The sequence below is a fragment of the Paenibacillus macquariensis genome (assembly GCF_900156375.1).
In the GTDB taxonomy this organism is placed as follows: Bacteria; Bacillota; Bacilli; order Paenibacillales; family Paenibacillaceae; genus Paenibacillus_AQ; species Paenibacillus_AQ macquariensis.
The window spans coordinates 483759-498141 of record NZ_FTNK01000001.1; the positions used below are offsets into that span (position 1 = coordinate 483759).

The 14383-nt window shown below is 41.3% G+C and carries 15 protein-coding genes; 4 read left to right on the top strand and 11 right to left on the bottom strand.

Going from position 1 to position 14383, the window contains the following annotated elements; translation table 11 throughout:
• Positions 1 to 69: 69 nt before the first annotated feature.
• Positions 70 to 1836, top strand: coding sequence for an Rqc2 family fibronectin-binding protein (locus BW961_RS02195; RefSeq protein WP_068589624.1), 1767 nt, complete (start codon positions 70 to 72; stop codon positions 1834 to 1836).
• Between the two features lie 159 nt (positions 1837 to 1995).
• Here the strand turns inward: BW961_RS02195 and BW961_RS02200 are convergent, their stop codons facing one another.
• The 8 genes from BW961_RS02200 to BW961_RS02235 all read right to left on the bottom strand — a co-directional run bounded on the left by BW961_RS02200 (position 1996) and on the right by BW961_RS02235 (position 10234).
• Positions 1996 to 2844 (bottom strand): PHP domain-containing protein, encoded by an 849-nt coding sequence (locus BW961_RS02200; protein WP_068589622.1) that lies wholly within the window; start codon positions 2842 to 2844, stop codon positions 1996 to 1998.
• Positions 2845 to 2888: 44 nt separating this feature from the next.
• Complete coding sequence (locus tag BW961_RS02205; RefSeq protein ID WP_068589617.1) at positions 2889 to 3779, bottom strand: selenium metabolism-associated LysR family transcriptional regulator; 891 nt, start codon at positions 3777 to 3779, stop codon at positions 2889 to 2891.
• A 124-nt stretch (positions 3780 to 3903) separates the two neighbouring features.
• Positions 3904 to 4341: a hypothetical protein gene (locus BW961_RS02210; protein ID WP_068589613.1), complete on the bottom strand. Its 438-nt coding sequence runs from the start codon at positions 4339 to 4341 to the stop codon at positions 3904 to 3906.
• A gap of 282 nt (positions 4342 to 4623) precedes the next feature.
• Positions 4624 to 4887 (bottom strand): YlbG family protein, encoded by a 264-nt coding sequence (locus BW961_RS02215; protein ID WP_068589610.1) that lies wholly within the window; start codon positions 4885 to 4887, stop codon positions 4624 to 4626.
• A gap of 33 nt (positions 4888 to 4920) precedes the next feature.
• Positions 4921 to 5355, bottom strand: coding sequence for a YlbF/YmcA family competence regulator (locus tag BW961_RS02220; RefSeq protein WP_068589608.1), 435 nt, complete (start codon positions 5353 to 5355; stop codon positions 4921 to 4923).
• 113 nt (positions 5356 to 5468) lie between these two features.
• Positions 5469 to 7175, bottom strand: coding sequence for a helicase-associated domain-containing protein (locus BW961_RS02225; protein WP_068589604.1), 1707 nt, complete (start codon positions 7173 to 7175; stop codon positions 5469 to 5471).
• Complete coding sequence (locus tag BW961_RS02230; RefSeq protein ID WP_068589601.1) at positions 7172 to 8905, bottom strand: DNA repair helicase XPB; 1734 nt, start codon at positions 8903 to 8905, stop codon at positions 7172 to 7174. Before BW961_RS02230 ends, BW961_RS02225 begins: the two co-directional genes overlap by 4 nt.
• Before the next feature lie 156 nt (positions 8906 to 9061).
• On the bottom strand, positions 9062 to 10234 hold the full coding sequence (locus BW961_RS02235; protein WP_425298636.1) for an amidohydrolase: 1173 nt from the start codon (positions 10232 to 10234) through the stop codon (positions 9062 to 9064).
• Between the two features lie 179 nt (positions 10235 to 10413).
• Here BW961_RS02235 and BW961_RS02240 point away from each other — a divergent pair, with 179 nt between their 5' ends.
• Both BW961_RS02240 and ftsW read left to right on the top strand, forming a co-directional pair.
• Positions 10414 to 10761 carry a YugN family protein gene (locus tag BW961_RS02240; protein WP_068589595.1) on the top strand — a complete coding sequence of 116 codons (348 nt, stop codon included), beginning with the start codon at positions 10414 to 10416 and terminating at the stop codon, positions 10759 to 10761.
• 15 nt (positions 10762 to 10776) lie between these two features.
• Entirely contained in the window at positions 10777 to 11991 is a 1215-nt protein-coding gene (ftsW, locus tag BW961_RS02245; protein WP_068589592.1) for a putative lipid II flippase FtsW, read from the top strand.
• A 30-nt stretch (positions 11992 to 12021) separates the two neighbouring features.
• Here ftsW and BW961_RS02250 read toward each other — a convergent pair whose 3' ends face one another.
• Entirely contained in the window at positions 12022 to 12408 is a 387-nt protein-coding gene (locus tag BW961_RS02250; RefSeq protein WP_068589589.1) for an Asp23/Gls24 family envelope stress response protein, read from the bottom strand.
• A gap of 151 nt (positions 12409 to 12559) precedes the next feature.
• On the opposite strand from BW961_RS02250, the gene cax reads away from it, so the two are divergent.
• A complete protein-coding gene (gene cax, locus BW961_RS02255) occupies positions 12560 to 13630 on the top strand; it encodes a calcium/proton exchanger (protein WP_068589587.1) in 1071 nt (356 codons plus the stop codon).
• Between the two features lie 85 nt (positions 13631 to 13715).
• On the opposite strand, the gene BW961_RS02260 is transcribed toward cax, so the two are convergent.
• Both BW961_RS02260 and BW961_RS02265 read right to left on the bottom strand, forming a co-directional pair.
• Positions 13716 to 14003, bottom strand: coding sequence for an Fpa/YlaN family protein (locus tag BW961_RS02260; RefSeq protein WP_068589585.1), 288 nt, complete (start codon positions 14001 to 14003; stop codon positions 13716 to 13718).
• 131 nt (positions 14004 to 14134) lie between these two features.
• The gene (locus BW961_RS02265) at positions 14135 to 14380 is read right to left on the bottom strand and encodes an HPr family phosphocarrier protein (RefSeq protein WP_068589582.1); all 246 of its coding nucleotides are present in this window, start codon (positions 14378 to 14380) and stop codon (positions 14135 to 14137) included.
• Between the last annotated feature and the right edge of the window lie 3 nt (positions 14381 to 14383).

The following is a 14383-nucleotide window of genomic DNA, read 5'->3' on the forward strand; positions in this document are numbered from 1 at the left end:
ATGAACCCATATAAACAATAATGAAATGACGGAATCATGCTTGAACATGATAGATGGGAGATATAGATTATGGCATTAGACGGTATTGTAACAAGGGCGATTGTACAAGAACTACAAATATATAAAGGTGCCCGTATTAACAAAATATATCAACCAAACAACCGAGATATTCTTTTTACTCTACGTTCTAGAGAAGGGAATTCGAAATTACTACTCTCAGTTAATCCGACTTACCCACGCGTACAAATTACATCGAGCAGCTTTCTGAATCCACAAGAAGCACCTATGTTCTGTATGCTTATGCGTAAACACTGTGAGAGCGGTACGATAGAAGATATCCAGCAAGTAGGGATGGAACGCGTTATACATATCTCTATTCGCCAACGTGACGAACTTGGAGATGTGTCATTAAAGAAGATTATCATCGAGCTTATGGGACGACACAGCAACATTATTCTCATGGATGCTTCAACCGGAACCATTTTGGATGGTATTCATCATGTCACACCTGCAATCAGTAGCTTTCGTATTGTCATGCCTGGAGTCGCTTATACAGAGCCCCCAGAACAGAATAAACTGAATCCACTTGAAATCGATCATGATACGTTCACGGCGTCTTACAAAGACAAAGAGACAGACCAAGAGCCAATCTCATGGATTGTCGACTCATTCAGTGGTCTAAGCCCATTAATTGCACAAGAAATCGTATTTCGTGCTCGTCAAGCGGCAGATGGTATAGACCAAGAAGAAGGAATCGATGCAGCTATCCTTTGGCAAGCCTTTTCCCAAGTTATGGAGACTGTAAAGTTGCATCAGTATGAACCCGTTATTGGAGCTAATGCCAAAGGGAAACTCGTGTTCTCTGCGATACCTCTTAAGATGCTTGACAGTGAGGTAACCACGTACAATTCCATCAGTGAATGTATGGAGGAGTATTATGGAGATAAGGCAGAACGAGATACCGTCAAGCAGAAAGTAAGTGATTTACTTCGCTTTCTTAATAATGAACGGACCAAGAACATTAAGAAGCTCGATCATCTTAATGAAGATTTAATCGAAGCAGGAGACGCTGATCAATATCGTATCTGGGGTGAGCTTATCTTCGCCTCCCTTTACATGATCAATAAAGGGGACTCCACCGCACAGTTGGTTAATTTCTATGATGAAGAACAAGCGACAATTGAAATCCCGCTCGATCCGCTACTCAGCCCTACTGATAACGCACAACGCTATTTCAAGAAATATAATAAATACAAAAATAGTCTTGTCGTCATCGATGAACAGTTGCACAAGACACGCGAAGAGATTCGATATATGGAAGAGTTATTACAACAACTTGCGTATGCTTCCATGAATGATATTGAGGAAATTCGCGAAGAATTGATCCAACAACAATACTTGCGAGACCGAAATAAGAAGACTAATAAGAAGAAGGTCAAGAAGAAGACCGATCGTCCTACGCTACATGTGTTTACATCTTCTGAAGGCATCGATATCTATGTAGGTAAAAATAATCTACAAAATGAATATGTCACTAACCGCTTGGCTGGTCCAAATGACACTTGGTTGCACACCAAAGATATCCCTGGATCACACGTTGTTATTCGCAGCGAAGAATTCGGAGAAGCCACGCTAGAGGAAGCAGCTCAGCTTGCTGCTTACTTCAGCCAAGCCAAAGAATCCAGTAGCGTGCCTGTCGACACGACGTTAATCCGTCATGTACGTAAACCAAGTGGGTCGAAACCTGGTTTTGTCATTTATGACCATCAGAAGACTTTGTTCGTTACACCTGATGAGCGACGAATCAAAGCATTAGCAAGCATCATTAAGAATTAAAATAATTAAAACTCCGATCGCTCTTGTACCCATTTTCTGGACGGAGCTGTTCTATAAGTCATATAAGCAAACAGCCACTCCCTTGTTCTGGAGTGGCTGTTTGCTTATCAACATGCGCAAACCGTACATTAAGTAGCGGCAAGGCTCGATCATTCTTCGTTATTTCCTCTTCAATTGATCCAATACGTTTATTGGAACCGTTACACTTCCAATATCGCCATGAAATACCACACCTTGTCTTGCGCCATGGAAATCCGATCCACCCGTCACAATCAGATCATATTCCTCTGCCATAGCCAGATAGCGGGATTCTTCCTCTCGCCCATGATCTGAATGATAGACTTCAATCCCTGCAGGATTAGCCCTCTCAATAATATCTCGAACGAGTACATCATCTTTATACAATCCTGGATGCGCAATGACCGGGGCCCCTCCCGCTTCCCTAATCCAATGACAAGCATCTTCTGGCGAGATTCGTGTCTCAGATATGAAAGCTCGCGCTCCTTCCGCTAAATAACGATCGAACGCATCACGCATATCGGAGGCATATCCTTTCTCAACCAAAACATCCGCTATATGCGGACGCCCAATGCTCTCATCAGGTAGTAACGGCCGACCTAAACCTTTAATTACATCATCTAAGGTGATCTCGACACCTAACTCCTGAAGTTTAGCAATGATTTTTCCATTCCGTAACTGCCGAGTCTCACGAAGTTCTCCAAGCCTCAATTGGAACTTATCATCCTTATAGTCCACATAATAACCCAGTACATGAATATCTTTACCGCTAGCACGGGTACTGATCTCAACACCTGGTACGACAACGATGCCGTACTGTTCGCCCGCTACCATTGCCTCTTCCACTCCGGCTACCGTATCATGATCGGTGATACTTACAGCAGATAACCCTTTTTCTTTAGCCAACTGAACATTAACTTTTGGTGCTTGCATACCATCCGAAGCTTGGGTATGCGTATGAAGATCACATCGTTTGTGCTCCTGGTTCATCGTCTCACCTTCTCCTTCATAATCAACAGATCGGAATTCATTTATTATTGTTGTTGCCGCAAGAAAGATAGGAATGTAACAGCTGAAATGGGTAGGAGCGTTGATTTCAGATGTATCGCATAGAACTTTCTTTTAAACTCCACGTCTCTGATATCAATAATCTTAACTAGCCCTAAAGCTGTTTCATGTTTCACTGATGATGGGGACAACATCGTAATCCCAAGGCCTGCTTCAACAGCTGACTTCACGGCTCCTGTACTCCCAAGCTCCATCACCGCCTTAATATCACCAGGATTATATCCCTGCAGGACCAATTGGTCTTCCATGACTTGACGCGTTCCAGATCCCTGTTCACGTAACACAAACGGATAATGTAGCACGTCTTCTAAGTTCACTTCATCCTGCTCCGCCAATGGATGAGCAGCTGGAACAATAAGCTTTAACTCATCTTGCATGACAGGATCAATAACCATATCCGGGTGCTGAATCGGTGCTTCAATCAGTCCGAAATTAAGCTGGTGCTTACAAATTTCCTCTATAATTTGAGTCGTATTCATCACTTTCATCATGATATTAATTTGAGGATATTGCTGACCGAAAGGCCCAAGTAACCTCGGTAACGCATATTCACCAATCGTTAAACTTGCGCCAAGCTGTAGTCTTCCCTCTAACATATGAGCAAAGGAAGACATCGCTACATCTGCCTCTCTTGCTATATCAATGCTTTTTTGAGCATAAGGAAACAGGGCCTTCCCTGATTCAGACAATTCAATTTTTTTAGTGGATCGATTTAGTAATTTTGTCCCGAAATAATCCTCTAACGCTTGCACCTGCATCGTTACAGCAGGTTGCGTCATGTGAAGCACTTGTGCCGCTGAGGAAAAGCTCCCACGTTCAGCAACGGTATGGAATATATGAAGCTGGTGAAAATTCATAATTTGCCGCCCCCTTCTTCGTGATACTATTGTAACGTAAATATCCATAATCACACAAAAAAACATGCAGTTCATAGGCTGCATGTCGCATATTTGGTGAATCACAATCTATATATATCCCACTTCATTTCCGTTTACGGGTGTTCTTGACCAATGTCATTCTACGACTATGCCTCAACCAAGAGTAATAAGATTTCAAATCTCTTAATTCAATCGTCTCTGACATTTTCCCTAAGTACGTGACAATGATCATCTTATGTAGCGCATTTCCTATAAGGTCAACTTCACTTTCCAGCTTGCTAAATTCAGCTACAACAACAATATCCTCATCAATCAAATACACATCTTGTTCATTGCGATAATAAGGTGTTATCCTGTTCTGCTTTAAGCATTCCCACATCCATGCTGCAATCTTATTAATATCAGCCTCTCCATCTTGAACTCGACCCATATATCGAATTCTCGCATGGCTAGTGATGACGATGTCGGCTATCCGTTTATCACCAAGAACCACATAAAACGGTTCATACGTGCTGAAACGTTCCATTCCCTTGTCGCGCATGCGGTATCACTCTCCACCGTATAGGTCTTTATATCTATTTAGTTATGTATTTATACCTATCATATTACATTATATACCTATGAATCACAAGCAAGGCTACAACTCAAGAAGAAACGCTACCGTTCTTTAAGGACTGGTATCCGTTCAACGGAAATCTAAGAAGTAGCGTATCAAGTGAACCTTGTACTGACTTATATTCATACAAAAAAACGGCCCTCTACAGGGGCCGTATATCATTATAAATTTAATAAATATGGTGATAGACTCACTTCTTCACTTACTTTAAAGACCATAATAGCTCGTTTTATCCGGGATATCACTGCTATATTCAGTCTGGATTTCATTACGATATGAACGTTCAATCTTACGTACATAGGAAAGCCGACGAATGTTCTTAGAAACTTCTTCAGCACGGTCAGCATTTACATACATCGCTACATAATGCATTTTTTTGGATATATAATGAACCGTTCCGTATTTCTCCAGATTCCGGGCCGCTTTTAAATCATTCACCCATATTATATAACCTGTTCGTTCCGCAAACATCTTCTTTCCACCTCTCTTTCTACGACTTCTTACCTAACCGCAACCACATGAACCACCACTACTACAACCCTTAGGCTGCGGGTCATTACTAGGAACTTTGATGGTATCCGATACCGAGAATGCAATCGTCTCTGACATCTGATGTAGCATATCATCAAGTCTCTTCTCTGCTCTTTGGAAGTTCCGAACTTCCTCATACATTTCTAGCTCCAATTCCACCGCACTCACAGCATCTTTAGCTGCATGATAATCAGGATGGAAATGCCCAAAACGTTGTGTTTCATCAAATAATTCTTTCTTAGCAGCTAACTTTTTAACTAATGACTGAATGCCCTCATGAGCATCAACTTGCCGCTTCCAATATAGATAATCTGACACATCGACAGACTGATTAATCAAATCGCCTAATTCATATGCGTACATCAACACTTGTGCCATGTCGACTGTTTGTAATTCTGATACGCTCATGAACTTCACCCTCTACTCTATAAAAAGTTCTACTTATCTTTCGTAGACTATTCCATCATATCATATCAATCACATCTTATGAAGCGTTTTCCATATCGTGTCACTTGGTTTTATTAGGTGAAATTAGGCACAATCAACCTCAGTTCCTTCCAATCACTTGGAGACAGTTGAATTCGTTCATATTGCATCATCACTGGGTTATATACTTCTCCTGAAATCACATAAGGATTATGCATTATATGTAACGGAATAAAATCAACTTCTTGGGCCCCAAGAGATACCTTTACCTTTGTCCTCCACAATATTGCTTGTTCCATCATTTGAATACCCGTTGAGAAGTGATAGCTTCTAAATTCTCTGGTCCACATCATCGGAATTTGTTCAATCCCTGGAAAGAATGATTCGGGTAAAGGCATATCATCTTCAATGTGAATTGAATGAACACTACCATGCTCCTTAATAAAGTTATGTCTGTCATCATTCCATGTTTTTTTCACTTGTTGTTCTGAGAAAGAATCCATCCGTGTTTCTATTCCCGATGAAGACAAGATTACCTCAGAATGATTCGTATCCTTATCCCATTGTTTAAGTGTCAATGAAATATGTTCCGGCACGCCAGTCTCTGAATATTCGGCCATGAAATTCATAATTTCATCAATACCCACACCTCTTTTTACAGCTTGCGTTATACTATCCTTCGTAAGTCTGTATATGGACATGCGGTCACTCTTCCCTATCTCCGTGAACATCATTAATTTCCAACGTAATACATAGGGAACATCCGGTAATACAATAATGTCAAAATCGGGTTGTACATAGAATCTACTTGTGGTGGAACCATCTGATGTTGGCAAGTTCCCTCTATCATCATGAAATGCATTCAACACTTCATCAGCAGAAATACTCCAACGAAAGCAAATACGATTGCCTGATACTACCCCAACATCCATCCAACCGAAACCAGTAAGAGCCCGTAACCACGCCTTAGCACGTATCCTCATCTCATCACGCTGAGAGCTATTTATCATCTTTTCCCGAGTCATCCAATCTAACAGGTGTTCTATCTCAACCCACTGACCTGAGAGAAATACCGGTTGGCAGATTAAACTGCACCAATGCTGCATTTCAGGATGATATGCCCCATACCGTTCGGTTACTATTTTAACAAGTACACTTGTCATTTGTTCCGTATTCATGTTTAGCCACCTATACAACGGTGTCTCTTGTACTACAATATGCTTCGGTTCTCTCGTAACCAATTGTAAATTGTGAAGTAAATCTAAGATGATTGCGACATGTAAAGGAATATTCTCAGCGTCAGATATTTGTATTATAAGCTCATTCAAATCCTCTTCTTTAAGATTCAATCTTTCTGTTATCTTTTGAATACTTTTTTTATGTACAGTTCCTTTAGTTGTAAGTGGCAGATGATCCAGTGCAACAAATACTAGCGTATGAAATAGGTCAAGAACGATCCCCGGTTTAGCCTCTTTCATTATTTGCACTTCTTCTTTCACTTCTAGTAAATCATGTGTGTACAACATATGGTGAAGTAGCTGTAGCTGATCTAATGGGATGTAATACAACTGCTCCCCCCAAGAACATTTTTGAGCACGTATATAACCCTTTTTTCTAAGAACTAGAAACGAAAGAAGATGTTCCGCCCCACTATATCCCTGTAATCGTAACTTCATAAAGTTAGCATCATTAAATGACTGTCCTGCAAAACACGCATATACTCTTCTCAATATCGCTTGCTCGCAAGCACTTAATGATGATAAATCAGCGACCTTGTTCATATTGGGTTGATCTCTGTTCATTGGAGGATATGCCCTCCCTCTATATAGCTATCTTTCAAATCCATTGACATCAACATATCAGGATCCGGTTGAACCTGAATGGCATATTCATATCCTTGTTCAATAAGAAACATTTGGCGTTGAATCGCAAAATCTTCCTCTTTACTATCTTTAGTCACTAACGTATAGAAATAGGCTCGATTGTCTGCTGACTTTGGACGTAATATTCTCCCAAGCCTCTGAGCCTCCTCTTGACGCGATCCAAAGCTTCCTGACACTTCAATAGCCACAGATGCATCTGGCAGGTCTACGGCGAAGTTAGCGACTTTAGATACGACAAGAATTCGAACCTCACCTCTTCTAAAAGAATCATATAAACCATTTCGATCCTGCTGTGACATTTTCCCGCTAATCAACGGAGCCCCAATAGATGCTGCAATCCATTCAAGCTGATCTAAATATTGCCCGATCACGAGAACACACGACTGCGGATGTTGCTGTATAATGCGGCTAATAACCGTTAATTTAGCTGGGTTCTCCGCAGCAATCCTAAATTTATGTTTACCTTCAGCACAGTGATACTTATCTTTCAGGTCAATCGTCATGGGTACTCTAATCTCTACACAGTCAACCTTTGCGATCCAACCCTTTAATTCCAGTTGTCTCCAAGGCATATCATAACGTTTAGGTCCAACCAATGAGAAGACATCTTGTTCACAACCATCCTCACGAACCAATGTCGCTGTTAAGCCTAAGCGCCGTGTCGCCTGTATTTCTGCCGTCGCACGAAATACGGGCGCAGGTAAAAGATGAACCTCATCATAGATGATAAGACCCCATTGCCGTTCATTAAAGAGTTTCATATGTTCAAATTCACTCTCTTTCGTTCGGCGGTGTGTAAGAATCTGATATGTCGCTACCGTGACAGGCTTAACTTCTTTTTTCTGTCCCGAATATTCACCGATATCAGAAGAGACAAGCGTCGTCTTAGCTGCTAGTTCATCCATCCATTGTCTAACAGATGTGGTGTTGGACGTTAAGATCAATGTCTCACATTGTAATTGTTCCATAACAGCCATTCCGATTACGGTCTTTCCCCCACCACATGGAAGGACAACTACCCCACTGCCTCCACTTCCAGGTAAACCTTCAAATGCTTTGACCGCATCCTTCTGATAATCTCGCAATTGAAATGATTCTTTATCCCCCGCTTCTTTCCATGCAAAAGATAATCGTTGTCCATCATCGTAACCAGCCAGATCGATAACCGGATAACCTAGCCTTATTAACTCTTGTTTCATCCATCCACGACGTGCGCCATGAAAAGCCATCTCTGTCATAGAGATTCTTCGCATATCTAGCATAAGCATTCCGATCCTCTGAATGACTTCATCCATCAGTTGGGCATCAATACTTTTCAGTATGAGTTGATAGGGGACATGGGGATCTATTTCAAGCGTCAGCTTTCCATATCGACAGACCAAATCGCGAATATCCTGTATCAGTCCTAACGGAACATCCCAGCGCGACATCGAGTGAAGACTATCCACAACCCTTGTCGCAGACCATCCTAGTGATGCAGCATTCCATAAAGAAAGTGGCGTAATTCTGTACGTATGAAATGATGAAGGACTCTTCACTAACTCTGCATAACAGGAAAGCTGTTCGCGTGCCTCCTCAAATGCGTAATGTCCACATTCGAGCAACACCATCCGATCATGTTGTACAATACATGGCTTGCTGTTATCCATAACTACCTCCCTCTCTAGTCGCGAAGAAGCCCATCTCCATAACATGCTAGAGATGGACTTCTTGTTATAGCTTTTCCCAAAGCAGAGAGGATCATGCAATATAAAACAAACTGAGCCCCTATACTTAGGAGACTCAGTTTGTTTTGCATTCATTACTTATAACCTATGTGACTCAACCATAGCTACTAACATTTTGAGCCCGTCGCTCATTGCTGCTTCATCAAAGTCAAAGAGAGCATGATGATGGGGATAGTCCATTCCTCTTTCCTTGTTACCCGCTCCAATAAATATGAAGCATCCAGGAACTTGTTGTACATAATATGCGAAATCCTCTGCAGGCATTAGTTTAGGTAATGCCTGAACATGTTCAGGTGCATACATTTTCAATGCTTCATCAAAGAAACGTTGCACTTCGTTAGTATCATTCACAAGCGGAGGATATCCCATAACATAGTCTACCATTGCTTCTGCACCATAGGCTTGAGCCGTTAGAGATGCCATCGATTCAATTCTTTGTCGAATATGCCCCCTCGTATCTTCATCAAAGGTTCGAACGGTGCCTGAAATTTGACATTTCTCTGCAATCACATTCTGGGCAGTCCCCCCCTTAATCGTTCCTACGGTTACAACAGCTGGTAGAAGCGGATCAACAGAACGACTGACGATACTTTGCAATTGCATAACAAGGGCTGAACCCGCTACGATACTATCAATGGTCACATGAGGGATTCCCCCATGACCACCCTTTCCAATAATATCAATAAAGAATTCATCGGCAGCCGCCATAAACGGGCCAGCAGCACTCCCAATGGTTCCTACTGGAAGTGGCGTCCACAAATGAAGACCATAAATAACATCTACACCTTGCAACACACCACCCTTAATCATACCTTGTGCTCCGCCAGGACACACTTCCTCTGCAGGTTGAAAGATAAATATAAGTTCCCCTCGAAGTTCACTTCGATGATCGCTAAAGTAAGTCGCTACACCTAACAGTATGGCGGTGTGACCATCGTGACCACACGCATGCATGACGCCTTTTACTTCTGAAGTATACTCACATTGCTTCTCATCATGAATCGGAAGCGCATCCATATCTGCACGCAATGCAATCTTCCTACCAGGTAGTTCTCCTTTAAGAGAAGCAACTACACCGTAGCCCCCTCCGAAGCTCGTCTGCACCTCTATTCCAAGCTTACGTAATGTCGTAGCCACGAATTCAGCTGTATTCTTTTCATGATATGACAACTCTGGGTGACGGTGTAAATGCCTTCTCCACGCGATCATTTTAAGCTGTATTTCATTTAAAATCCGTTCTTCAATCATCATAATCCGCTCCATTTCGGGATGTAGAGTCCAAATTCCATCCTTATCTTGTTTCTATTGTATCAGAAATGGCTTATCGAGTGGGTATTCACCACGATACACTCTTGCTTGCAGAAGTTCTCGAAACATAATATCATGAATAAAGAACTTTAGAGGTTAACGAATAAGGAGATGAATAAGCGATGATTATTGAGAATTCAGGACTAGACGGCCTAAAGTGTGACCTAGCTTATATGGATGATTCAGCAGAGAAATCAGGATTTTTCCGGTGGCAATGGGAATATTATCGCGCTACATACGAATATAAAATTGAGGATGCGCATAACAAGGAAGAATATTTCGTACGTATTAATACGCGCGCGATTGAGGGCAAATTAGAGAAACCAGATACGATTCTAGCAGTAGAAGCTGTGTATATGGGTAAGGGAACTTTTCCTCATGGACTGGATTACGAAACACCGATTCCTGGACCAATCCAAGCAATTGCAAATAAAAAATTGAGCCAATTCAAAGCAATACTTGAAGCCTAATATGGTATTACAGTTATGAAGGAAAACAAGCCCCAGCCTAACAAGGGGACGCCCGATTTCCAATTACTCATTCTTACTTTACTGCTCGTGGGATTTGGCCTCGTCATGGTGTATAGTTCGAGCATAGCTATTGCCTATGCCAAATATAACAATGATGCTCTGTATTTCACGAAGCGTCAATTTGTTTCCATTAGTATCGGTATCATTCTTATGCTTATCATGATGAATATTCCATATCACAAATACAAAAAATTGTTTATACCGTTTTTTGTAGTCACGATTGTGATGCTCGCTCTAGTACCTTATCTTGGTCAATTGGTCAATGGAGCACGTAGCTGGTATCGTATCGGACCGCTCAGTATCCAACCCACTGAGTTCGCTAAACTTGCAACCATACTCTATCTTGCTGCTCTGATCACCAAGAAAGGTGAGCGACTACGTGATCTCAAAAAAGGATTTATTCCTGTTATGATGATTGCCGGTGGTGTTGCGGGACTCATCATGATGCAACCTGATTTTGGCTCTTGTATGATTCTGGTCGGTACCTGCGGCCTTATTATCTACGCAGGTGGAGCTAGTATGAAGCATATAATGGGCTCTATCGGATTATTTGTTCTAGGGGCTGCTATAGTACTGGGTATGAGTTCACTCATAGATTCTCTTTCTCACTCAGATACACCAACTACTACCAATCAGAACTATAAGAAAGATCGTATTTCTGTTTTCTTAAATCCATTTGAAGACGAGGAAGGCGCAGGATACAATCTTATTCAATCCCTAACGGCTATTGGACAAGGTGGGGTTACCGGGTCTGGATTTGGTAAAAGTATTCAGAAACTTCATTATCTCCCGAATTCCTATAATGACTTTATCTTCGCTGTCATTGGTGAGGAGTTTGGTTTTATTGGTACTGCATTCTTTCTCTTATTCTACTTATACTTCATTTGGCGCGGGGTATTGATTTCTCTTCGATGTCCCGACCCATTCGGAACGTTAGTAGGCATAGGAGTCATGGGACTCATATCCATTCAAGCATTTATCAATATCGGCGGGGTTACTCAGACCATACCACTAACGGGGGTTACCCTACCCTTCATAAGTTACGGTGGTTCATCTACGCTAGTTATGTTAATGAGTATGGGCGTTCTATTGAGTATTTCCCGTGAAAGCAACAAACCTATGAAACAGGAATATATTAAATCACAAAAAGACTATCGGGCAACCCGATAGTCTTTTTAGTATGATTTAATCCATCATTATTTATTTAGTTCGAATAACTAAATCTTCAATCTCATCATCTTTGAAGGCAACGCCTTCGACTTTGACATTTACTTCAACCACTTGCAGACCTGACATACTCTCTACAGCTTCACGCACATTTTGCTGCAACATACGACATACTTCATGTATAGGTGTCTCATAGAGTACGATGATACGTAAATCAATAGCAGCCTCTAGCTGACCTACTTCAACCGTAACTCCTTTTTGAACATTTTTCCCACTAAGACGTTTAGCCCATCCTTCGGATAGCCCTCCAGACATTGCAGCAATACCCGGGGTTTCCAGTGCTGCCATGCCGGCAATTTTCGAGACGACATCATTCGAAATTCGTATATTTCCTACTTCCACTCGAAGTTGTTCCGTCATGCCCATCCCTCCTTATAACTCATTATTCGTAATTGTAAATCCAAAAGGATCTAAATGCAAATAGTCATTTACAAAAATTGTTTACAGCATGTCATTAAATGGGTATATTTTATAAGAATTTGAAAATACATAACTATAGAGGTGTTTAATTATGAAAAAACGGATTATTCCGTCCCTGCTTGTCATCACATTTATTTTAAGTGCATTAGGACATTATGCAGGTTGGGATCCTACACTCCAATTCATTTTGTCAGCCATTTCCGTCATTTTTGTTGCGGGGTTCCTTGGCAAAGCTACCGAAAATGTTGCTCATTATGCAGGTCAGCGACTAGGAGGATTTCTAAATGCTACGTTCGGGAATGCTGCTGAGCTTATCATTGCGATTTTTCTAGTAAGAGAAGGACTTTTCGATATGGTAAAAGCCAGCTTAACCGGCTCTATCATTGGGAACCTTCTTTTAGTTCTTGGGCTTAGTCTCTTCGCTGGGGGAATGAAATTCAAAGTACAGAATTTCAACGTTACGCTTGCAGGACTTAATGGTTCTCTCATGATCGTAGCTGTTATTGCCCTGTTTATCCCCGCTGTTTTCTTAAACACTCACGCTATTACGGCGAGCGAAACAACGACCCTCAGCTTAGTGGTAGCAGGAATCCTAATCTTCGCCTACATCGCTTGGCTTCTATTCTCTATGATCACACACAAAAAGTATTTATCCGATGTTGCAGATGCATCTCAAGAAGAACTTGAGCATGAACATGCGGTACATTGGTCTAAGCGAAAATCCATCGTTTTCCTTATAATAGCAACGGTCATGGTCGCGTTTGTAAGTGAATGGATGGTGGATACGCTTGATTCAATAACCGCTCGTTTTGGCCTTAGTGAGATATTCGTAGGTGCCTTCTTAGTGGCGATTATCGGGAATGCAGCCGAACATAGTGCAGCGATTCTCCTCGCTATGAAGAACAAGATCGGTGCTTCTGTTGAAATAGCTGTCGGAAGTAGCTTACAGATTGCTCTATTCGTAGCACCTGTACTTATCTTCATCAGTTATTTCACAGGCAATACCATGGACATTGTGTTCACAACCATTGAATTGGTGGCGATTGGGGTCTCTGTATTCATTGCTAAATCCATTATTCAAGATGGATCAACCAACTGGTATGAAGGGCTTTTACTGATAGTCATCTACGTTATATTGGGTGTATCCTTTTATCTCGTCTAGATCAATATTTTGAAATCATAAAAATGCATGTCCGATTATCGGCATGCATTTTTTAAAAATTCTATGTATGCCTGTAGTTCACAGGCTACTCTTTGTTGTTCATTGCCTCATAAAGAATGGCTAGGTTACGCTCAAGTTGGCTAACCAACTGTCTTCCCGCAAATTCCTCTAATAGACCTATGCGTACCGCGAAATCAACTTCTTTAGAGAAGCCATACATTTGGGTATCCAGCACTTCCTCATAGAGAGGGCAGTAACGCGTTGCTAAATTCTCCATTTGTACTTCAATAAGCTTTTGAATTTTATCTGCATCTTCTTGTAGAAGATTGATCGCTTTGAGATTCAAATGTTCCTGTAAATCAGACGAAGTCATGTCTCTTCCCCCTATGTCCAAAAGTCACAGCTTTAATTCTAATCTTAATATTAGACGATAATACACATCAATACAAGAACCCAGAAAAAAAAGCACCCTTACTTGTAGAAGTAAGGGTGCTTTCACTCACATTAATCAGTGATAACGACGATTTGCAAACCATGTTTTGCAAATACTTCTGTCATTGATGCTTTTGCTTCTTCAGCATCCGTACCATGAATATGTAATTCATAGTCCTTATGGCTGACAAGCGTAGTAAATAAGCCCAAAATACTCTTAACATCGATGTACTTATTGTCTGCTTGAAGTACGATGGAAGAACTGAACTTACCTGCCGTTTGAGCAATTTCTACAACTGCTGCATTGTTACTGGACATAGA